This window comes from Streptomyces sp. NBC_00483, assembly GCF_036013745.1.
In the GTDB taxonomy this organism is placed as follows: Bacteria; Actinomycetota; Actinomycetes; order Streptomycetales; family Streptomycetaceae; genus Streptomyces.
On record NZ_CP107880.1, the window covers coordinates 2,284,387 to 2,305,728 of the forward strand.

Annotated in this window: 17 protein-coding genes and 1 riboswitch; of the genes, 4 read left to right on the plus strand and 13 right to left on the minus strand. The window is 72.1% G+C overall.

The window, feature by feature from the left end; all coding sequences use genetic code 11:
• Window positions 1–2 precede the first annotated feature (2 nt).
• From OHA73_RS09910 to OHA73_RS09920, 3 genes are read right to left on the minus strand one after another with little or no spacing between them, the layout of a single operon-like run.
• Window positions 3–1,337, minus strand: a complete 1,335-nt coding sequence (locus OHA73_RS09910; protein WP_266721887.1) for a bifunctional 3,4-dihydroxy-2-butanone-4-phosphate synthase/GTP cyclohydrolase II — start codon at window positions 1,335–1,337, stop codon at window positions 3–5.
• The gene (locus OHA73_RS09915; protein WP_266721885.1) at window positions 1,334–1,984 is read right to left on the minus strand and encodes a nicotinamide mononucleotide transporter family protein; all 651 of its coding nucleotides are present in this window, start codon (window positions 1,982–1,984) and stop codon (window positions 1,334–1,336) included. Before OHA73_RS09915 ends, OHA73_RS09910 begins: the two co-directional genes overlap by 4 nt.
• Window positions 1,981–2,583, minus strand: coding sequence for a riboflavin synthase (locus OHA73_RS09920; protein WP_267071154.1), 603 nt, complete (start codon window positions 2,581–2,583; stop codon window positions 1,981–1,983). Before OHA73_RS09920 ends, OHA73_RS09915 begins: the two co-directional genes overlap by 4 nt.
• Window positions 2,584–2,741: 158 nt before the next feature.
• Window positions 2,742–2,873, minus strand: a riboswitch (FMN riboswitch).
• Window positions 2,874–3,127: 254 nt separating this feature from the next.
• Between OHA73_RS09920 and OHA73_RS09925 the strand changes: the two genes are divergently transcribed.
• Complete coding sequence (locus OHA73_RS09925) at window positions 3,128–3,862, plus strand: SDR family oxidoreductase (protein WP_327654878.1); 735 nt, start codon at window positions 3,128–3,130, stop codon at window positions 3,860–3,862.
• A gap of 20 nt (window positions 3,863–3,882) precedes the next feature.
• Here OHA73_RS09925 and OHA73_RS09930 read toward each other — a convergent pair whose 3' ends face one another.
• Window positions 3,883–5,049, minus strand: coding sequence for an ROK family transcriptional regulator (locus OHA73_RS09930; RefSeq protein WP_267071152.1), 1,167 nt, complete (start codon window positions 5,047–5,049; stop codon window positions 3,883–3,885).
• A 94-nt stretch (window positions 5,050–5,143) separates the two neighbouring features.
• Between OHA73_RS09930 and OHA73_RS09935 the strand changes: the two genes are divergently transcribed.
• Window positions 5,144–6,358, plus strand: coding sequence for an MFS transporter (locus OHA73_RS09935; protein WP_327654879.1), 1,215 nt, complete (start codon window positions 5,144–5,146; stop codon window positions 6,356–6,358).
• Window positions 6,359–6,481: 123 nt separating this feature from the next.
• A complete protein-coding gene (locus tag OHA73_RS09940; RefSeq protein WP_266721875.1) occupies window positions 6,482–7,885 on the plus strand; it encodes a uracil-xanthine permease family protein in 1,404 nt (467 codons plus the stop codon).
• Here the strand turns inward: OHA73_RS09940 and OHA73_RS09945 are convergent, their stop codons facing one another.
• The 9 genes from OHA73_RS09945 to OHA73_RS09985 all read right to left on the minus strand — a co-directional run bounded on the left by OHA73_RS09945 (window position 7,886) and on the right by OHA73_RS09985 (window position 20,401).
• Window positions 7,886–8,446 carry a UbiX family flavin prenyltransferase gene (locus OHA73_RS09945; RefSeq protein WP_266721873.1) on the minus strand — a complete coding sequence of 187 codons (561 nt, stop codon included), beginning with the start codon at window positions 8,444–8,446 and terminating at the stop codon, window positions 7,886–7,888.
• A complete protein-coding gene (locus tag OHA73_RS09950; RefSeq protein ID WP_327654880.1) occupies window positions 8,437–9,882 on the minus strand; it encodes a UbiD family decarboxylase in 1,446 nt (481 codons plus the stop codon). Before OHA73_RS09950 ends, OHA73_RS09945 begins: the two co-directional genes overlap by 10 nt.
• Window positions 9,869–10,612, minus strand: a complete 744-nt coding sequence (locus OHA73_RS09955; RefSeq protein ID WP_327654881.1) for a hypothetical protein — start codon at window positions 10,610–10,612, stop codon at window positions 9,869–9,871. The genes OHA73_RS09950 and OHA73_RS09955 overlap by 14 nt, the downstream gene beginning before the upstream one ends.
• A gap of 1,239 nt (window positions 10,613–11,851) precedes the next feature.
• Window positions 11,852–12,781 (minus strand): amidohydrolase family protein, encoded by a 930-nt coding sequence (locus OHA73_RS09960; RefSeq protein WP_266721867.1) that lies wholly within the window; start codon window positions 12,779–12,781, stop codon window positions 11,852–11,854.
• A gap of 75 nt (window positions 12,782–12,856) precedes the next feature.
• Window positions 12,857–15,196, minus strand: a complete 2,340-nt coding sequence (locus tag OHA73_RS09965; RefSeq protein ID WP_327654882.1) for a molybdopterin cofactor-binding domain-containing protein — start codon at window positions 15,194–15,196, stop codon at window positions 12,857–12,859.
• A 130-nt stretch (window positions 15,197–15,326) separates the two neighbouring features.
• Complete coding sequence (locus tag OHA73_RS09970; protein WP_327654883.1) at window positions 15,327–16,046, minus strand: GntR family transcriptional regulator; 720 nt, start codon at window positions 16,044–16,046, stop codon at window positions 15,327–15,329.
• Between the two features lie 12 nt (window positions 16,047–16,058).
• Window positions 16,059–17,579: a nucleobase:cation symporter-2 family protein gene (locus tag OHA73_RS09975; protein WP_327654884.1), complete on the minus strand. Its 1,521-nt coding sequence runs from the start codon at window positions 17,577–17,579 to the stop codon at window positions 16,059–16,061.
• Window positions 17,580–17,702: 123 nt separating this feature from the next.
• The gene (locus tag OHA73_RS09980) at window positions 17,703–19,106 is read right to left on the minus strand and encodes an amidohydrolase family protein (protein ID WP_327654885.1); all 1,404 of its coding nucleotides are present in this window, start codon (window positions 19,104–19,106) and stop codon (window positions 17,703–17,705) included.
• A 128-nt stretch (window positions 19,107–19,234) separates the two neighbouring features.
• A complete protein-coding gene (locus OHA73_RS09985; protein ID WP_327658442.1) occupies window positions 19,235–20,401 on the minus strand; it encodes a glycoside hydrolase family 6 protein in 1,167 nt (388 codons plus the stop codon).
• A 123-nt stretch (window positions 20,402–20,524) separates the two neighbouring features.
• Here OHA73_RS09985 and OHA73_RS09990 point away from each other — a divergent pair, with 123 nt between their 5' ends.
• Window positions 20,525–21,238, plus strand: a complete 714-nt coding sequence (locus OHA73_RS09990) for a DUF5995 family protein (protein WP_266721857.1) — start codon at window positions 20,525–20,527, stop codon at window positions 21,236–21,238.
• The last annotated feature ends 104 nt before the right edge of the window (window positions 21,239–21,342 follow it).

The window sequence follows — 21,342 nt, forward strand, 5'->3', positions numbered from 1 at the left end:
GGTTACTGGTTGTTGCAGGCGGACGTCCGCGGGGCGTCCAGCCAGGGCAGGTCGTGGCCCATGCGGTCCCGCTTGGTGCGCAGGTAGCGCAGGTTGTGCTCGCCCGCAGTGACGGGCATCGGCTCCCGCTCGGTGACCTTGAGGCCGTGGCGGGTGAGGGCGTCCGTCTTGTCGGGGTTGTTGGTCATCAGGCGCAGGCTGCGCACGCCGAGGTCGCCGAGGATCTGGGCGCCCGCCGCGTAGTCGCGGGCATCGGCGGGCAGGCCGAGTTCCAGGTTGGCGTCGAGGGTGTCGCGGCCCTGCTCCTGGAGCTCGTACGCGCGCAGCTTGGAGACGAGGCCGATGCCCCGGCCCTCGTGTCCGCGCAGGTAGACGACGACGCCGCGGCCCTCCTCGACGATGCGGCGCATGGATTCCTCCAGCTGGGGGCCGCAGTCGCAGCGCAGCGAGTGGAACACGTCGCCGGTCAGGCACTCGGAGTGGATCCGGGCGAGGACCTCCTCGCCGTCGCCCAGCTCGCCGTGCACGAGGGCGACGTGCTCGACGCCGTCGACCGTGGAGCGGTAGCCGTAGGCCATGAAGTCGCCGAAGGCGGTGGGGAGTTGGACGGTCGCCTCGCGCTTGACCGTGGGCTCGGAGGTGCGGCGGTAGTCGATCAGGTCCTTGATGGAGATGATCGTCAGGCCGTGCCTGCGGGCGAACGGGACGAGCTCGGGCAGGCGCAGCATCACGCCGTCCTCGCCAGCGATCTCCACGATGGCGCCGGCCGGGCGCAGGCCCGCGAGCCGCGCGAGGTCGACGGCGGCCTCGGTGTGGCCGTCGCGGGCCAGGACGCCGCCCTCCTTGGCGCGCAGCGGGAAGATGTGGCCGGGGCGGACGAAGTCGCCGGGCTGGCTGCCGCCCGAGGCGAGGAGCCGGAGCGTGGCAGCGCGGTCGGCCGCCGAGATGCCGGTCGTCACGCCGTGCGCGCCGGAGGCGTCGACGGAGACGGTGAACGCGGTCTGCATCGACTCGGTGTTCTGGCCGACCATCTGCGGCAGCTCGAGCCGGTCGAGCTCGTCGCCCTCCATGGGGGCGCAGATCAGGCCGCGGCACTCGCTCATCATGAAGGCGACGATCTCGGGCGTGATCTTCTCGGCGGCGACGACGAGGTCGCCCTCGTTCTCGCGGTCCTCGTCGTCGACGACCACGACGGGGCGTCCTGCGGCGATGTCGCGAACGGCCATCTCGACCGGGTCGAGGGACAGGTCCTCGACCTCGTAGAGGTTGGAATCAGAAGGGGCGGCGCGAAGCGCCTTCCTTGAAGGGGCGGTGGTGGGAGACGGGCGGGCGCTCATGCGCGGGCTCCTTCCAGGGCCGGGGCGGTGGAAGCGGCCGCGCGGGAGCGCAGCCACCAGTCGCGCATGCCCCACAGGACGAGCGCGCCGTAGATGACGTAGACGAAGCCGGAGAAGGCGAAGCCGTTGGCGAAGTTCAGGGGGACGCCGACGAGGTCGACGAGCAGCCAGGCGAACCAGAACTCGACCATGCCGCGGGCCTGGGCGTACATCGCGACGACGGTGCCGACGAAGATGTACGCGTCCGGCCACGGGTCCCAGGACAGCGTCGGGAACGCGGTGAACAGGCCGCCCACGGCGAGCGTGCCGACGGCGGCGGCGCCCAGCAGGTAGCCGCGCTCGCGCCAGGTGGCGAAGCGGACGGCGATGGAGCCGTCCTGCGCCTGGCCCTTGCCGCGGTTCCACTGCCACCAGCCGTAGAGGGCGACGACGATGACGACGAGCTGCTTGCCCGCGCTGCCCGAGAGGTGGGCGGTGGCGAAGGCGGTGAGCAGGATCGCGCCGGATATCAGCTGGGCGGGCCAGGTCCATATGGAGCGGCGCCAGCCGAGCGCGAGGGCGATGAGACCGATCGTGTTGCCGATCATGTCGGACCAGAGGATGTGCTGGCCGAAGATCGTGAACGCCTCGGTGTTGAGCCAGTTCACCGCGCACCGCCCTGGGTTCCGAGCATCCGCTCCACGTACTTCGCGATGATGTCGACCTCGAGGTTGACGGGGTCGCCTGCCTGCTTCACGCCGAGCGTGGTCAGGGCGAGGGTGGTGGGGATGAGGCTGATGGTGAAGTAGTCGGCGGCGGCCTCGACGACCGTCAGGCTCACGCCGTCGACGGTGATCGAGCCCTTCTCGACGACGTAGCGGGACAGCTCGGCAGGGAGCGAGATCTTGACGATCTCCCAGTGCTCGGAGGGGGTCCGCTCGACGATCGTGCCCGTGCCGTCGACGTGGCCCTGCACGACGTGACCGCCGAAGCGGCCGTCGGCGACCATCGGCCGTTCGAGGTTGACGCGGGAGCCCGTGGCGAGTGCGCCGAGGCTGGAGCGCTTGAGGGTCTCGGCCATGACGTCGGCGGTGAACTCGTCGTTCCCGTGCTCGACGACAGTGAGGCAGACGCCGTTGACGGCGATGGAGTCCCCGTGTTTGGCGCCTTCGGTGACGACAGGGCCACGCACGCGGAAGCGACAGGCGTCGTCGAGCATCTCGACGGCGGTGATCTCGCCCAGCTCTTCGACGATTCCGGTGAACACTTCCCGGGTCCTCCCTTTACGGGCCTGGACTCCGGGGCACTGTCGTACGACGACGACAGAACGTACGGACTGCGACACCTGTGGCGACGCCGCGTTCGACACCGGTCCCCTGGGGAACCGCTGAAACAGCCGGCGACGCGCACTCACGTGCCCGCCCGCCGCGCACTGCCTCCCATCCGGACTTTAACCGTCGGTCCAGGAATTTCACCTGGTCAACCGGCCACAGGATCGTGACCGGGTCGCGGACTGTAACCGCCGGTTCGGACTTTCACCGACCCCGGAGTGCGCTGCTTCTGGTACAGGGCCAGTCTGCCACGTCTCCCCGACCTGCACGCATGCGAACGCTGTGGGCTGACTCACAGGCCGCGGCGCTGGTTTTCGCCCACCGGCGGGAATACGCCGCCGTTCTGGCAGTCTGAGGGCGTGACCAGCACGCGCCCCACCGAACACACGGCCCGCGCCGCCGAGTTCGAGCACCACAGGGCCCGGATGTTCGCGGGCGTTCCGCAGGGGGACGCCCGGTTTCGAAGGAGCTGAGACGGCGATGACCACGATCCTGGTGACCGGCGGAACCGGAACGCTCGGCCGGCTCGTCACCGAGCGGCTGCGCGCGGCGGGGCACGAGGTTCGGGTGCTGAGCAGGCACAGCGAGCCGTACGCCGTGGATCTGCGCGAGGGCGGGCCCGCACTCGACCGGGCCGTGACCGGCGTGGACACGATCGTGCACTGCGCGACGACGCAGACCGGCGGCGACGAGAAGGCTGCCGCCAAGTTGATCGAGGCGGCGCGGCGGGCGGAGGTCCCACACCTCGTCTACATCTCGATCGTCGGCGTGGACGAGGTCCCGTTCCCCTATTACAAGGCGAAGCTCGCGGTGGAGCGCCTCGTCGAGGAGTCGGGGCTCGGGTGGACGGTGCTGCGGGCGACACAGTTCCACGACCTGGTGGCGACGATCGTGCGGGTCGCGGCGAAGCTGCCGGTGGTGCTGTTGCCCTCCGGTGTCAGCGATCAGCCGATCGAGGTGGCCGAAGTCGCGGACCGGCTGGCCGAGTTGGCGCAGTCGCCTCCGGCGGGGCGGGTGGCGGACATGGGCGGGCCCGAGGTTCTCGCGTTTGCGGATCTTGCGCGTACGTATCTCAAGGCGGCGGGAAAGCGGCGACCGGTTGTGTCGGTGCGGCTGGCCGGGAAGACGTACGGGGCGTTTCGGGCGGGTGGGCATCTGGCGCCGGAGCGGGCGGTCGGGAAGGTGACGTTCGCGGAGTATGTGGCGCGGCGTTGAGCGGTCCTACGTCTCGGGGCTCAGCCCCGAGTGGCGTCGCGCGGGTAGACGGCCTCCTGGGCCACCTCCCGGGCCATCAGCAGCGCGCCCCGCAGCACCGCCGCGCCGCCCAGTTCGCCCGCCCGGACCTCGGTCGGCAGCGGTGACATCCCGGCCAGCCGCACCGCGACCCGCTCGGCGAGCCCCGCGCCGCCCGCGCGGCCGATCTCGCCCGCGAGCACCACGCAGCCGGGGTCGAGGACGGCCACCACCGCGGCGGCGCCCAGCACCACCCGGTCGGCCAGCGCGTCCAGGAAGGCTTCGTCCGCGTCGCGCACCACGTCGGCCGCCTTCTCCAGGGGCTCCCCCGGGGCCACGAGCCCGTGCGCCGCGGCCAGTTCGAGGATCGCCGCCGAGCCGGCCAGCGAGTGGAAACCTCCGTCGCAGCCGGACGCGGACGGCAGCCCGGCCGTCCCCGGCACCGGCAGGAACCCGACCTCTCCGGTGCCGCCCGACGCGCCGCGCCGCAGCTTTCCGTCCAGGACGACGGCGGCGCCGATGCCGAGGCCCAGCCACAGCAGCGCGAAGGTGTCACGGTCGCGGGCGGCGCCGTCCCGCCGCTCGGCGAGGGCGGCCAGGTTCGTCTCGTTCTCCACCAGCACCCGCGCGGGCAGCCGTTCCCGCAGCGCGGAGACCAGGCGGCGGTGCCATTGCGGCAGGCCGGAGGAGTCGCGCAGTTCGCCGGTCGCGGGGTCGATGAGGCCGGGGGCGCCGACGCCGACGGTGTGCAGCCGCTCGACACCCGCCTCCTTCGCCGTGCGTTCCAGCGTCGTGACGGTGCGCTCGACGGCGGCGCCCGCCTCCTCCCCCGCCCCGACCGGCACCGACGCCTCCGCGAGTACCGTGCCCAACAGGTCGGCGACGACGAGCCGTACACCCCCGGTGCGCACATCGAGCGCGGCGAGGTGGGCGCGGCCCGCGACGATCCCGTAGAGCCGGGCGTTGGGGCCTCGCCGCTGGGCGCCCGCCTCGCCGACGACCTCGATGAGGCCCGCCGCGGTGAGCCGCTCGACGAGGTCGGCGACGGTGGGCCGGGACAGGCCCGTGCGCTCCTTCAACTGCCCTGCGGTGAGCGGCCCTTCCTCCTGGAGGAGGCGCAGCGCGAGCCGGTCGTTGATGGCTCGGGCGGTTCTGGGCGATGCGGGCATGGCGGGATCCTACGCGGATATCACTGGCATTATCAGGCAGGGTTCCTGATAGTTTACGGCGGCACACAAGGGAGACTTGGGGAGGGCTCGCGGGATGCAGGAAGTGACGTACGCACCAAGGGAGTTGAAGCGGGCGCGGTACGCCGTCGCCACCGTCTTCTGCATCCATGGCTCCGTGACGGGGTCGTTCGCGACGCGGGTGCCCTGGATCCAGGAGCACGCGGGCGTGAGCGCGGGGCAGTTGGGTCTCGCGCTCGCCTTCCCCGCGATCGGCGCCTCGCTCTCGATGCCGCTGGCGGGCAGCGTCACCCACCGCTTCGGCGCCCGCGCCGGGCTGCGCGGACTGCTCGCGCTGTGGACGCTGGCCCTGATCCTGCCCTCGCTGGCGCCCAATGTGTTCACCCTGTGCGCCGCGCTGCTCGTCTACGGGGCGACCGCGGGCATGTCGGACGTGGCCATGAACGCTCTGGGCGTCGAGATCGAGACCCGGCTCGACAAATCGATCATGTCGGGGCTGCACGGACTGTGGAGCGTGGGCGCCCTGCTCGGCTCGCTCGGAGGCACCATCGCCGCGCATCTGGGCTCGGACGCGCGGCTGCACCACGCGATCGCGGCGGTCGTGCTGACCGTGGCGGGCCTGGTCGTCTGCCGCTGGGTGCTCGATCTGCGCCCGACGGAGGAAGAGGAGGCGCCGCCGCGCTTCGCGCTGCCGCCCAAGTCGGCGCTCCTCATCGGGGCGGTCGGATTCTGCGCGGTGTTCGCGGAGGGCGCGAGCCTGGACTGGTCGGCGGTGTATCTACGGGATGTGCTCGGCACGTCGGCCGGGCTCGCGGCCGCCTGCACCACGGCGTTCACGCTCACGATGGCGGTGGCGCGGATCGCGGGCGACGCGGTGGTGGACCGGTTCGGCGCGGTGCGCACCGTGCGGATCGGCGGCGTCGTGGCGACGCTCGGTGCGCTGCTCGTGGTGGTCGCGCCGAACCCGGGCGTCGCGATGGCCGGATTCGGCCTGGTGGGCCTCGGGATCGCGGTCGTGGTGCCGCTCTGCTTCGCCGCGGCCGGGCGCAGCGGCCCGAATCCGAGCCTGGCCATCGCCGGCGTCGCCACCATCACGTACACCTCGGGCCTGATCGCGCCCTCGGCGATCGGCACGATCGCCGACGCGACCAGCCTGGTGGTCTCGTTCGGCCTGGTGACGGTGCTGGCGTTCGGGCTCGTGGTGTTCGCGAAGGTGCTGCGCGGCGGCGACCGTACGCGGACGGGGGCGGCGGAGCCGAGCGCCTCGCGGGCGGCGGATCACGCCTCGTAGGCCCGGACAGGTGGGCGGTGGCTCGGTGCGAGCTCGCACTTACGTCGCATTAACATGAAGCGATCATTTCGAGCCGCACAGGCACCACCCACCTCACGGCCCCCACAGAAGGCGGAAACTCTCATGGACCTCGGCGTGCGCTGGAAACTGCACGGCGACGGGCGCACGCCGGCTCCCGGCGCGGTCGTCCGCCCCGACGAGCGGCTTTCCTGGCCGCGCACGATCGGGCTCGGCGCACAGCACGTGGTCGCGATGTTCGGCGCGTCCTTCGTGGCGCCCGTCCTGATGGGCCTCGACCCGAACCTCGCGATCATGATGTCCGGCGTCTCGACGGTCATCTTCCTGCTGGCCACGCGCGGCCGGGTCCCCAGCTACCTGGGCTGTTCGCTCTCCTTCGTGGGCGTCGCGGCCGTGATCCGGGCGCAGGGCGGCACCAGCGCGACGGTCACGGGCGCCGTCTTCGTCGTGGGTGTCGCGCTGTTCCTGGTGGGCCTCGCGGTACAGAAGTTCGGGGCGCGGATCATCCACGCGGCGATGCCGCCGGTGGTGACCGGCGCGGTCGTGATGCTGATCGGCTTCAACCTCGCCCCGGTCACGGCCACCACGTACTGGCCGACCGACCAGTGGACGGCGCTGCTCGTCATGCTGTTCACCGGTTTGGCCGTGGTGTGCCTGCGCGGTTTCTGGTCGCGCATCGCGATCTTCCTCGGCCTGGTCTTCGGCTACGGGATCTCCTGGGTCCTCGACCGGGTCTTCGGGCAGATCCACTCGCCGAACAGCGGCGGCAAGGCCGTCGACCACTGGCGCCTCGACCTGTCGGCCGTCGGCCAGGCGGACTGGTTCGGCCTGCCGACCTTCCACGCCCCGTCCTTCCAGTGGTCGGCGATCCTGGTGGCCCTGCCGGTCGTCATCGCGCTGATCGCGGAGAACGCGGGCCACGTCAAGGCCGTCGGCGAGATGACCGGCGACAACCTCGACGGCAAGCTCGGCACGGCCATCTCGGCGGACGGCGTCGGCTCGATGCTCTCCACGGCCGTCGGCGGCCCGCCCAACACCACGTACTCCGAGAACATCGGCGTGATGGCCGCGACCCGCGTCTACTCGACGGCGGCGTACTGGGCGGCGGCCGGATTCGCGCTGCTCTTCGGCCTGTGCCCGAAGTTCGGCGCGATCGTGGCGGCGATCCCGGGCGGTGTCCTCGGCGGCATCACGGTCATCCTCTACGGCATGATCGGCCTGCTCGGCGCGCAGATCTGGATCAACGCGGGGGTCGACCTGCGCAACCCGCTGAACCTCGTGCCGACCGCCGCGGGCATCATCATCGGCATCGGCGACGTCTCCCTGAAGTTCACCGACACCTTCTCGCTCAGCGGCATCGCCCTCGGCACGATCGTCGTGATCACCGGGTACCACGCACTGCGGGCGATGGCCCCCGCGCACCTCAAGACGCAGAAGCCGCTGCTCGACGAGGGCACGTCTTCGTACGACGAGGAGCGGGCCGACAACAAGCCGGCCGGCGACAAGTAGTCACCCGCCCGCCCACCGGTCCACCGCCGGGCCCGGCAGGGCGAGTTGATCGAGGACCCGGGCGACCGTGTGGTCGACCAGGTCCTCGATCGTTTTCGGGCGCTGGTAGAAGGCCGGCATCGGCGGCACGATCCGGGCGCCCATGCGGGCGAGGGCGAGCATGTTCTCCAGGTGGATCTCGTGCAGCGGGCTCTCGCGCGGTACGAGGACCAGCGGCCGCCGCTCCTTGAGGACGACGTCGGCCGCCCGGCCGAGCAGCCCGTCCGCGTAGCCGGCCCGGATCCCCGCGAGCGTCTTCATGCTGCACGGCGCGATCACCATGCCGTCGGTGCGGAACGATCCGGAGGAGACGGCCGCCGCCTGGTCGCCGGGACGGTGCACGACGTCGGCGAGCTTCTGTACGTCGCCGACGCTCCGGTCCGTCTCCAGCTCGATGGTGGTCCGTGCCCAGCGGGTCAGGATCAGATGCGTCTCGACGTCGGGCACGGCGCGCAGCGCCTCCAAGAGGCGGATGCCGTAGGCCGCGCCGGTCGCGCCCGTGATCCCGACGATCAGGCGCACGCCGGTCCCGGTCCCTGGTCCAGCAGTTCGCGGGCGCGCGCGACGCGGGCCGGGGCTGTGCGGATGCGTACGGCGTCGAAGTGCGGGGCGCGGGTGGCGTCGAGGCCCATGCGGGACGTGGTGCCGTCCGGGGTCGACGAGGGGTCGAGGGGGCTGCCGGGAAGGCCGTCGACCGTGAACACGTCGGCGCCCGGCTGGAGATGGGTCGCGAGCGCCCACAGCACGCCCTCGTCACGGGTGATGTCCACGTCGTCGTCGACCGCGACGACCGTCTTCAGGTACGGGTCCCAGCCCAGCAGCGCGAGCATGATCTGCCGGGCCTGCCCTGGACGGGCCTGGCGCAGGGCGACGTACGCGTGGAAGTGCGTGCCGGAGGTCGGGTAGTGCAGCGCCGTGACCTCGGGGAAGCGGGACGTGAGCTGTTCCGCCATCTCCGACTCGCGCGGGATGCGGGCCAGGTTGAGGTGTTCGGCGCTGTTGCCGCCGACGATGTCGAGGAGGACGGCGTCGCGGCGGCGCAGCACGCTGTGCACCGTGAGGACGTTGTTTGTAGAGCGGTCGGAGGAGTAGCCGGAGAACTCGCCGAACGGGCCTTCGGGCGCGGTGCGCGCCGGGTCGATGACGCCTTCGAGGACGAGTTCGGCGCAGGCCGGGACGCGAATACCGTGCCGTGGGGTGCGCACGACGTCCAGGGGCTCCCCCAACAGGCCGCCCACCAGGGTGCGTTCGTCGACATCGGGGCCGACGCGCGCCGAGGCGGCGAGCTGGAAGAGGGGGTGGGCGCCGATGACCATCGCCACCGGCAGCGGCTCGCCGCGCTGCTCGGCGAGGCGCAGCAGCTGCCACAGGTGGCCGCGTGAGTGCAGGCTCGTGGCGAGTTCGGTGCGGCTGTGCACGAGGGCGCGGTGGTAGCTGAGGTTGCCGGAGCGGCCGGGTGTGTCGGATGGCGCCTCGGCGGTGATGACGCCGCTGGTGATGTACGGGCCGCGGTCCGAGTCGAAGTGCTTGAGGAGCGGGAGCGTGGTCAGGTCGACGTCCGGGCCCTCGGCGACCGTGTCGAGGACGGGGCCCGTGGGGACGAGGCGGGGTTCGGTGCGGCGGGCGGCGGCCCGCTGGTAGGCGTGGTGCAGACCGGCCGGGTCCGTGCCGAGCAGGCGGGCGACGCGGGTGCGCGAGGCGAAGAGGTTGGTGACGAGGGGCGTGCCGTCGAGGCCCGACACCCTTGTGCAGACGAGGAGTTCGTCGCGGCCGCGGGCGGCGAGTTCGGCGACGAGGGCGGCGACGTCCTCGCCTTCCAGCTTCTCGTCGACGGTGAGTACGTCGCCGGGGTGGGCAGTGCGGTAGGCGTCGAGGAAGGCGTGCAGATCCTGGCGGCCGGTGTCGGTGCCGTGGGCGGGGGTGCGGGTGCGGGCGGGGGTGCGGTCAGTGGCTGTCACAGCAGACCCCCGCGTGCACGCCGCCCGTGAACAGCTCGCCCCACGCGGGGGATTCGACTCCCGTGCCGAGCAGGTCGAGTGCCGTACGGACGGCCACCCGCGCCCCGTCGTGCACCGGCTTGCCCAACTCCCGTTCCACCATGGCCGCGACGGGGGCGACCGGGAGTTCGGTGCCGGCCACCACCAGACACTCGGCGTCGGCGGAATCGGCGTCGAGGAGGATCCGGCGGACCTTCGACACGGGCAGCTCGGCCGCCTCGCGCGGGGTGGCCAGGTCGAGGGCGGTGAGGGAGGCGATACGGAGGCCCGCGGCGAGGCAGGTGTCGGCGAGGCGGCCCGCCTGTTGTTCGGAGCCTGCGGTGATGAGGGCGATGGAGTGGGTCGCGGCGCGGGCCAGGAGGTCGAGCTGGCCGAGGGTGACGGTGGAGGCGCGGACGCCGGCGGTGCGTTCGATGACGCGGGCCACGGTGCGGGCGTGGGCGGCGCCGTCGAGGCCGGCCGATGTGCCGTGCCACACGATGGCGTCGGCGCCGGCCTGGGCCAACTGTTCGGCGCCGCGCCGCAGTTCGTCGGTGTGGGTGGCCGTCAGGGCCGGGCCGTACTGGAACTCGGGGAGGAGGGCGCGGGCGGCGGGGTGGGCGATGTCCACCTGAACCGGGGCGCAGATCTGGGCCACCCAGCGGTCGGCGCCGAGAGAGGTGGCGGGGAGGAGGTGCCCTATACGTTGCACGGTGGCGGGTCCTGTCTGTGGCGGTGGGGTGTGGCGGGTGGCGGTGGCGGGTGGCGGTGGCGGGTGGCGTGGTCGAGGTCGTGGTGACTGTTGCGCGGGGCGGGGGTGTTGGCGCGGGGCGCTGCGCGGCAGCGGGGGTGTTGGCGCGGGGCGTTGCGCGGCAGCGGGTGGCGGGATGACGTCTGACGTGGCCGTGGCGTGAGGCCGGGCGGGCGGGGCGACGCCTGACGTGACCGTGGCGCAGCACCGAGCGGGCGGGATGACGCCCGACGTGACCGTGGCGCGGGACCGGGCGGGCGGGATGACGCCCGACGCGGCCGTTTCGCGGCACCGGGCGCACCCCGATGACGCCTGACGTGACCGTTTCGCGGCACCGGGCCTCCCCCAGCTGCGCCGGTACCCGCCCATCTCCCACCCGCCCGCCCCCTCCGGGGGCTTCGGCCCCCGTGGGTGGCTCGGGTCGGCGTCCACCGCACTTGCTGCGCCGCACCGGGGCTTGTCCACCGCCCGTGGGGCAGCACCGAGGTTGCGCACCGGCGCCGGGGCCGGGCCCTTCATCCTCGTTGCGCCGCACCGGGGTGCCGCCTTGCCCACCCTGCCGCCCAAGGCGGCAGATTGCCCAAGGCGGTGGCGGCCGGCCGCAACGGGTGGGGAGCCGTCCTTGCGGCAGATTGCCCAAGGCGGGGGCGGCGTCGACCGCAACGGGTAGGGAGCCGTTCCTGTGGCGGGTTGCCCCTCCGGGGGCGGCACCCCGTCGGGCCGACGCCCCTGGAGGGGGCGGGTGGGTGGGAGATGGTCGGGGTCGGGGACGGGGACGGGGTCGGGGACGGCATCGGCGGCGGTTGGGTAAATCAAGCCCCTGCGGCGATTGAGCAGCGGGGGCCGGGGCGGAGCCCCGAGGCCGTAACGCCGGTTCCGCACAATCAGCGCCGCCGACCTTGAGGCACAGCGTCCCAGGGGGGCGGAGCCCCGTGGCGTGGAGCGATCGGCCGCAACAGGCCGGGAACCGGCCCGGCAGCGGAGTTGCCCACGCCTCGGGCGCCACCCCGTCGGGCCGACGCCCCTGGACGGGGCGGGCGGTGGGAGATGGGCGGAGGCAACCGGAACGGGGCTCCGGAGGCCAAAGTGCACCCCTAACCCCGCCCCCGGCGGCCAACGCCCCCGCCCCCGGCCGCCGGGGGCCAGGACACACCCCCGGCCCCCGCCCCACCGCCGGAGGCCATGGCCCCCGGCCCACCGTCACCTACGCGCAACCGTGTCCAACGACGCGTACGTGTCCGTGAGGCGAAGTTGCGCCTCCTCCTGGTTGCGCGGCGGAGGCGTCGGCTTCAGGTCGAGAAGCTTGGCCATGTTGTTGCCGAGGTAGCCCTCAAGGTGCTCCTCGGAGAGGTGCATGCCCTGCGGCGGCGGACCGCACAGCACCTCCAACTCCCGCGCCCACATGCCCGGTTCGTTCGGCGGCGAGTCGGTCCCGAAGACCAGCTGGTGCTTCTCCATCTGCTGCGCGAACTCCACGATCCGCGACTGGAGCAGCCAGCCCGACTCCCCGTACACGTTCGGCGAGTCGAGGATCATGTAGAGCGCCTCGAAGCAGTACACGCCACCGGTCTGCACACCGAAGTGGGCGAGGATGAAGTTGACGTTGGTGAACTCCCGGATGATCGGGTAGAACTGCGTCGGGATCGAGTACGGCCCGTCGCCGGTGTGGATGAGGACGACGACACCCAGTTCGTCGCAGACCCGCAGCACGGGCCGCAGCCAGTCGAGGGCCCGGTCGGGCCGGTAAGCGTGCATGTTGGCATGCAGCTTCAGCATCTTGTAGCCGTACTCCTTGACGTGGAACTCCAGCTCCTTCGCCCCGTTCTCGGGCCCGAAGCGCGGGTTGTACATGAAGTTCCCGATGAACCGGTCGGGGTACGTGGTGACCAGTTCGGTGATGTACGCCATGTAGTCGCGGATGCCCTCGCGTCCGGTGCGCATCCCGTCCTGCCAGACGGAGTTGCCGGGCGGCGGCATGATGCAGCCGTAGTCGATGCGGCGCGGCTTGCCGTTGATCATGTACGGGCCGTCCATCATCTCCAGCGTGCGCTCACCCGTGAACGGGGAGCCGTCGTGCCGCCACGCCTGGTCGACGATGTTGGTCGGGTGCATATGGGTGTCGATGATCAAGGTGCTGTTTCCTTCCCAGCTGGTACCAACCGTGTTCAGTGGTGGACCGTTTGGGGACCCAGGGCAGGGCCCGCCTCACCTCCTCTCGCTGTCGGCGATGCCACCGGAGCCGGAGCCGAATCCGGACCCGGAGCCGAATCCGAATCCGAATCCGGAATCGGAATCGGAATCGGAATCGGAATCGGAACCGATGATGTCCTCGGGCCGCACCGGCACCTTCGCCAGCTCCAACCCCGTAGCGGCACGCAGCGCGTTCGCGATGGCGGGAGTCGACGACAGGGTGGGCGGCTCACCGACGCCGTTGAGGCCGTACGGCGAGTCCGGGTGCGGAAGTTCGAGCAGGTCGATGGGGACGTGCGGCATATCGGCGATGGTCGGGATCAGATAGTCCGTGAACGACGGATTGCGCACCCGGCCGTCCTCGACCCGAAGCTCCTCCATCACCGCGAGCCCGAGGCCCTGCGCGCTGCCGCCCTCGATCTGGCCTTCCACGGCAAGGGGGTTCATCGCCTTGCCGACATCCTGTGCGGTGGCCAGCTCGACGACCTTCACGAGCCCCAGCTCGGTGTCCACGTCCACGACGGCCCGGTGTGCGGCGAACGCGAACGCGATGTGCGCGTCGCCCTGCCCGCGTTCGTCGTCGACGGGGAACGTGCGGCGGTGCGCGTACTCGTACTCCGCCTCCAACGGACCGTATTCGGCGAGCAGTTCGACCAGCGGCCGGTCACCGAGCACCGTGATCCGCTCGCGCAGCGCCTTGCACGCGCCTTGTACCGCTCCCCCGCTCATCCAGGTGATGCGCGACGCCGAGGACGATCCGGCGTCGCCGACCTGTGTATCGGCCGGGAGCACGACCACACGCTCGACGCCCAGCTCGGTCCGTACGATCTGCGTCTGTACGGTGACGATGCCCTGGCCGCACTCGGCGGCGGCGGTGTGCACCTCGGCGACGGGTTCGCCGCCGTTCAGGACGAGCCGTACGCGGGCCACGGAGCGGTCGTCGACGCCGCCGGAGAAGCCGATGGCCTTGACCCCGATCGCGTACCCGACGCCACGCCTGACGCCTTCGCCGTGGCTGGTGTTGTTGAGCCCGCCGGGGTTCCCGAACGGCCCTTCCCCCACCGGCGGCAGCGGCCGCGCACGCAACCGGTCCAACAGTTCCGCCGCCGGCGCGGGACCGTCCACCGCCTGTCCGGTCGGCAGCACCGTCCCGGTGGTCATCGCGTTGCGCACCCTCAACTCCGCCGGATCCATACCGAGTTCATGGGCCAGCTTGTCGAGGTTCGACTCGACGCCGTAGCAGGACTGCACGGCGCCGAAGCCGCGCATCGCGCCGCAGGGCGGGTTGTTGGTGAAGACGGAGAAACCGTCGATCTCGGCGTGCGGCACGTCGTAGGCACCGGCCGCGAAGTAGGAGCCGTTGGCGATGACGACCTGCGAGGTGGAGGTGTAGGCGCCGCCGTCCAAGAGCAGCCGCGCCTTGACGAACACGATCCGGCCCTCGCGCGTCGCCCCGTGCTCGAACCACATGCGGGCCGGGTGCCGGTGCACATGACCGTAGAAGGACTCCTCGCGGTTGTAGCTCATCTTCACCGGCCTGCCGGTGCGCAGCGCGAGCATCGCCGCGTGGATCTGCACGGACACGTCCTCGCGCCCGCCGAACGCGCCGCCCACACCGGACAGCGTGAGCCGCACCTTCTCCGGCGGCAGGCCGAGCGTGGCGCACATCTGGTGCTGGTCGTCGTGCAGCCACTGCGTCGACACGTAGACGTCGACGCCGCCGTCCTCCGCGGGGATCGCGAGCCCGGACTCGGGGCCGAGGAAGGCCTGGTCCTGCATGCCGACCTCGTACGTGCCGCTGACGATCACGTCGGCCTGGGCGCGGGCGGCCGCCACGTCGCCGTGGCGGATGCGGACGTGCCGGACGACGTTGCCGTGCCCGCCGTCGACGCGGTCGTGGTGGACCAGGGGGCCCGCACCGCGTACCGCGTCCTCGGGGTCGGTGAGCGCCGGCTGCTCCTCGTACGCGATGTCGATCAGCGCCAGCGCCCTGCGGGCCGTCTCGGGGTGGTCGGCGGCCACGAGGGCCACCGGCTCCCCCTGGTAGCGGACGCGGTCGGCGGCGAGAACCGGCTGGTCGGAGACCTTCATGCCGTACGTCGCCCGCCCCGGGACGTCCTCGTGGGTGAGCACCGCCAGCACCCCGGGCAGCCGCAGCGCCGCGGTCGTGTCGAGCCGCACGATGCGGGCGCTCGGGTGCGGCGAGCGCAACGTCGCGCCCCACACCATGCCCTCGGCCCGCAGGTCGGAGGAGTAGGCGAAGTCGCCCTTGACCTTCAGTCGGCCGTCGGGGCGCGGGGTGCTGGCGCCGACGCCGTCACGGACAGCGGTGGCGGTGCCGGTTGCGGTGCTCACGGTCGGTCACGTCCCTTCTGGCTTGCGCTGAACGGGAGTTGAGCTTCGAACGTGGTGCGTTGTCGCTCTCGGTGGCGCTGTACGACGGCGCTGGTCTGTGGGGCTGTTACGACGGCGCTGCTCTGTGGCGCTATTCGACGGGACGTACGCGGCCGGCCCCGGAGGACTCCGAAGGGCCCGGCGCGACGGCCTGCGAGAGGCGGATGCGGAGCTTGCGGATGTGGTCGCGGGCCGCGAGGTCGGCGGCGTCCGGGTCACCCGATGTCATCGCCTCGAAGATGCGGCGGTGTTCGGCGACGGCGAGCCGCGGCGCCTCCTGACCGCGCCACAGTTGATGCAGGGCGAGGTGGGCGCGGCCCTGGATGGTGTCGAGCGCCGCGGTGAGGTGGGGGTTGTCGGCCACCTCGCGGATCATCCGGTGGTAGGCCATGTCCATCTCGATGTGCGTGCGCTCGTCGACTCCGGTGCCGACCTCGCGCTCGTGCCGCTCAAGGAGGTCGCGCAGTTCGGCGACCCGCGAGGCGTCGAGCCGCTCGGTGGCCAGGCGGGCGGCGAGGCCCTCCATCACCTCACGGACGACGTACAGCTGCCGCACGTCCTCCACGTCGACCGTGGCGACCACGGCCCCCTTGTGCGGGACGTGCGTGGCGAGGCCGTCATGGATGAGGCGCTGGACCGCCTCGCGCACCGGGCTGCGGCTGATGCTCAGCTGCGCGGCGAGGGCGGGCACGGAGAGCGCGTCACCGGGGCGCAGCCGGTTCGCCAGAACGGCGCCCTTCAGTTCCTCGTACGCCCGGTCCGCCAGGAGGCTGCCGGCCGCGACCGGATTGACCGCCCGCTCTGCGCTCATCTCAACTCCCCCTCACTGCTTGCCCGTTGGAGATACATGTTGCATGTAATGTTCGGACGCGTCAATGGCTCCGGCAGCGTTCGAAGCCCCCTTCCGGCATTCCCGGCACTCCCCGCCGTCCCCACTCTCCCGGCCCTCCCTCCGACGCCCGAAGGGCAGCCGCAGGTGGTGGAAGAAGAGGTTCAGGAACACCGCCGTGAGCGTGCCGAGGATGATGCCGCTCTCGAAGAGCGCATGCAGCTGCCGCCCCGGCATCTGCTCGGCGAACTGCGGGAACGCGGTGGGCAGAAAGCCGACACCCACGCTCGCGGCGACGAGGATGGTGTTGCGCTGGTCGGTCAGGTCGGCCTGGAAGAGGATCTGCACGCCGACGACCGCGATGGTGGAGAACAGCACGATCGTCGCGCCACCGAGGACCGAGGCCGGCATCGCGGCGACGATCGCCCCCACCTTCGGTACGAGCCCGAGCACCATCATGATCACGCCGGAGGACGCGACGATCCAGCGGGACTTGACCCTGGTCAGCCGGATCAGGCCGATGTTCTGCGAATAGACGGTGCTGGGAAAGGAGTTGAAGACGCCCGCGACCGCGGTGGCCAGGCCGTCGGCGCGCAGGGCGCGGGTCACGTGCCTGCCCTCGACCTTCCGGTCCACGATCTCGCCGACGGCGAAGAACTGCCCGATGGACTCGACCGCGATGATGACCATGACCAGGACGATCGAGAGCACCGCGACGACGTCGAACCGGGGCGCCCCGTAGTGCAGCGGAGCCGCGGTGCCCAGCCAGGGCGTGGAGCCGATCCCCGAGAAGTCGGCGAACCCGGCGAACGCGGCCACGACCGTACCGATGAACAGGCCGACGAGGACCGCCACCGTCGCGAGGAAGCCCCGCGACAGCTTGTGCAGCAGCAGGATGACGACGAGCGTGACGGCGGCGAGCCCCAGGTGCGCGGGCGAGCCGAACGAGCCCTGGCTCGGGTCTCCCCCGCCCACCTGCCGCGCGGCGACGGCGAGCAGCGTGATCCCCACGATGGTCACGATCGTGCCGGTGACCAGCGGCGGGAAGAAGCGCACCAGCCTGCTGAAGACGGGCGCCACCACGAACAGGGCGAGCCCCGCCGCGATCACGGCCCCGAACACGGTCGGCAGGCCGGCCTTCGCCCCGCCCGCCGCGAGCCCCACGGACACCAGCGAGGGCACCGCGGTGGTGGACGTGCCCTGCACCACCGGCAGCCGGATGCCGATGCCCGGAAGACCGGCGGACTGCAGGAGCGTGGCGAGGCCGCAGGTCAGCAGCGAGGCGTTGACGAGCAGGGCGATGTCGTCGCCCTTCATGCCGATGCCCTCGGCGACGAGCAGCGGCATCACGACGGCGCCCGCGTAGAAGGCGAGCACGTGCTGGAACCCGTAGACGACGAGGCGCCACACGGAGGGCACGGAATCGACGGCGTCCTTGCGCCGCCCCTCCACCTCCGCCGTGCCCGGCTCCCCCGCCCCGTCCTGAGTCCCGTCCTGAACTTCCCTTTCGGACATGTGCGTTACTCCCTCCACCCGGTGGCCCGGGTGTTGTCTCGTGCGCACTTACCGGGGCCGTGGACGGACGGCCGTCACCTGTGGCTGTCAGTTCTGTGTGTTCTGCCAGTGCTGTCAGTTCTGTCAGTGCTGCCAAGGGGTCGTGAGCGGGCCGAAGCCGGCCCGGTGGACGAGGCGTTCGGCGCGTTCCTGGGCCTCCTCCATCAGCGCCTCCTCGTCGACGAGGGTGCAGCGCCCCTCCTCGACGACGACGCGTCCGCCGACGACGGTCATCTCCACATCGCCGCCGCGCGCGGAGTAGACGAGCGCGGCCACCGCGCGGTGCAGCGGGCGCAGGTGGGGGCGGTCGAGTGCCACCACGGCGAGGTCGGCGGGCGCGCCGGGCGCGAGCACCCCGGCGCCGTTGCCGACGTACCGGCCGCCTTCCCGGGTGGCCAGTTCCATGGCCTCCTCGCAGCGCGCCACCGCCGGGTCGAGCGTGTCGAGGCGCTGGGTGAACAAGGTCTGCTTCATGACCTCGAACATGTCCTGGCGGTGCCCCGCACTGGGCCCGTCGGTGCCGAGAGACACCACGGCCCCGGCATCGCGCAGGCGGCGCAGCGGCATCACTCCGGAGGCGAGGTACGCGTTGGAGGCCGGGTTGTGGGCGACCGCGGCGCCGCGTTCCCCGACCGCCTTGGCCTCGGCGTCGTCGAGCCAGACGGCGTGCGCGAGGGTGGCGCGCTCGTCGAGGAGCCCTTCCGCGGCGAGCCAGCTCACGGGCCTGATCCCGTACGCGTCCAGGTAGCTCGCCGGGTCCTTGGCGCCCTCGCTGCAGTGCGTGTGCCACCGGGCGCCGAACTCATGGGCCAACCCGGCGGCGCCGCGCATCAGTTCCTGGTCGCCGTAGCTGAGGTTGAGCGGGGCGGGCCAGATCTCGACGGCGGATCCGGGCGGCCGGGCCCGCATGCAGTCCCGCGTGATGTCGAGTTCCTCGGCGACGGAGTAGCGGAAGAGCTCGTCGGGCAGTCCGCGCGCCGCGGCGACGGCGGTCTTGTGCCCGATCATGCCGCGCGCGACGACGCCGCGAAGTCCGGTCGCCTCGATGGCGCCGGCCACCGAGAGAACCGTTTCGGCGTCGGTCGGCGCGTAGTGGTTGTCGACGACCGTGGTGATGCCCGAGCGCAGCGCCTCCACCGCGCCGAGCGTCGCCGCGACCCGCGCGTCCTCGGCGTCCACCGCGATCGAGTACGGCCACATGAACTCGCACAGCCACGGCCAGATCGACTGCCCCTCGCCGAGGCCCCTGGCCAGCGCCTGGAAGAGATGGCTGTGCCCGTCCACGAACCCCGGCAGCACCGCCCGGCCCCGGCAGTCCACCACCCGCGCGCCCCGCCACCCGGCCTCGATCTCCGCCGCCGGGCCCACCGCCACGATCCGGTCGCCCACCACCGCGACGGCGCCGGGCTCGTACACGTTCCTGCCGTCGTCCACGGTGACCACATGGCCACCGGTGAACAAGAGGTCGCACTGCCGCACGGAGTCCATTGAGCCTCCAGGGTCAAGGGGGTCTCGGCCATCGGCCCGGCCATATTTCACATTGCATGCAACATATTCCGGCCACTGGAACTGTCAACCCCTCATGCCCGTACGGGACTTACGCAACCGGGGGACGCTCAGTCCGCCAACTCGTACGCATAGTCCGCCGTGAACGTCCCCGGCTCCCCCTTGCACCCGTCCGACTCCCCGGGCAGCTTCACCCACAGATACGCGTCGATCCGGGACTCCCCGGTCCGCAGCGTCGGGGACCGGCCCAGGGTGCGGCCGTCGGGGTCGCACCACTCGCCGTCGGGCGGGGCGCCGTTGCCGTTGCGGCTCGTGTCGATGACGGCGCCCAGTCCGCTCGGCCCGCCCATCGCGGCGAGCACCTTGCGGGCGTACGCGGTCTCGTCCGACGTCCGGTGGAAGTTGGAGACGTTGGTGAACACGCCGTCGGACGACGCGGCCGACGCGGCGCCCGCCGCGCGAAGGCGGGCGGCCTGGGTGCCGGGCGGGTTCCAGGCGGAGTGTCCGGCGTCGTAGTAGACGCGGGCGCGCGGGTTCGCGGACTTGAGGGCCCGGCCCGCGTGCGCCAGCGCCTCGTAGCGGTCGGCCTGTCGGCTCTTGGACAGGCACTCCGTCTGGGACAGTGCGTCGGGCTCCAGGATCACGATGACCTCGCGGGAGCCGAGCCCCCGCGCGAACCTCTCGATCCAGTCGCCGTACGCGTCCAGGTCGGGCGCCCCGCCCTCGGAGTGCCCGCCGCAGTCACGGTCGGGGACGGCATAGGGCACGAGCACCGGTACCTGCCCGGCGCTCGCCCCGGCCGAGGTGACCGCGCGCACCCGCGCGGTGATCGTGGCAGGCGCGTAGTCGGCGAACCAGACGGCGGCCGGGCGGTTCGCAATCCGGGACTCGATGAGCGGGCGGCGCGGGTCGGAGCGATTGGCCCGCACCCATTCGAGGACCTGGGAGTCGCCGTACCGGTACAGGCCGCTCGCGGCGGGCGGGGCGCTCGACGGCTTCGGCCGGGCGGGGGCCGACTTCTTGGGCTTCGGCTTCGGCTTCGAACTCTTCGACGGTGAGGGCGAGTTACTGGTCGGCGACGGGGTCGGCACCGCGGGCAGTGGGCGCAGGCTGGGAGACCCGCTGACGGTCGGGCGTGCCTCGTCGGCCTCGGCCCTGTCGCGGTCGAGGGCGGACACGAGGCCCACTACGGTGCCGACGGCCACCACGGCCGAGGCCGCCGCGGCGAGCGCTCCGCGCGCCGTCCTGCGGCGCCGCTCCGCCCGCCGTTCGGCCAGCCGCCGCGCGCGTAAGCCCGACACCGCACTCACCCTCCCCCTCCAGGTCCGCCGTTCCCTCGTTCTGGGGAAGCCCCCGGCCAGCCGACGTCCGCGTAAGGCTACGGCTGGGACGCTGCGTTCATGGCGCAGTTGGAGCGGTTCGCACAGGCCCGGATCCCCGCTCAAGGGGTCGACATCGTGATCGCACGGATGCGCGCGCTCGGCGCGGATCTGCCACCGCGCGACGGCGTGGCCGTCTTCAACCGGGTCTATCTCTCCGTCACGGAGGAGGTCGACCGGGTCATCGACGGGGGGCTCGCGGGCGGCTTCCCGGACCGGGGAGCGGCGGTCACGCTGGACGTCCGGTTCGCCGAGCGCTATCTCGTGGCGGTCGACGCGGCGGCCCACGGCGCGCGCCCGCCCGCCTGCTGGCGGCCCCTGTTCCAGCTCCGCCGGCATCCCGGCGTACGCCCGTTGCAGTTCGCGCTCGCGGGCATCAATGCGCACATCGGGCACGATCTGGCGCTCGCCGTCGTGGACGCGTGTCGCACGCTGGGCTGCGAACCGGACGCACTGGAGGATGAGTTCGAGCGCGTGGGCGACCTCCTCGTCTCGCTGGAGGAGCGCATCCGCGAAGAGCTGATGCCGGGCCCCGACCTGCTCCAGGTCGCCGATCCACTGACCCATCTGCTCGGCGCGTGGAGCCTGGAGCGCGCCCGCGACGGCGCGTGGGGAGCGGCCCGCGCCCTGTGGGCGCTGCGCGATCTTCCGTCCGTGGAGGCCGAGTTCGCGCACCGGCTCGACGCGTCGGTGGGCCTGGTCGGCCGGATGCTGCTCACCCCGCTGCCCGACTGACCCGGCCGAATCCGAGGGAACATCCGTACCCCGGCCGAGGGAACACCCGTACCGCGTCGGTACGTTGACACAGAGATCCGCGCTGGCACAGAGATCCACGCTGA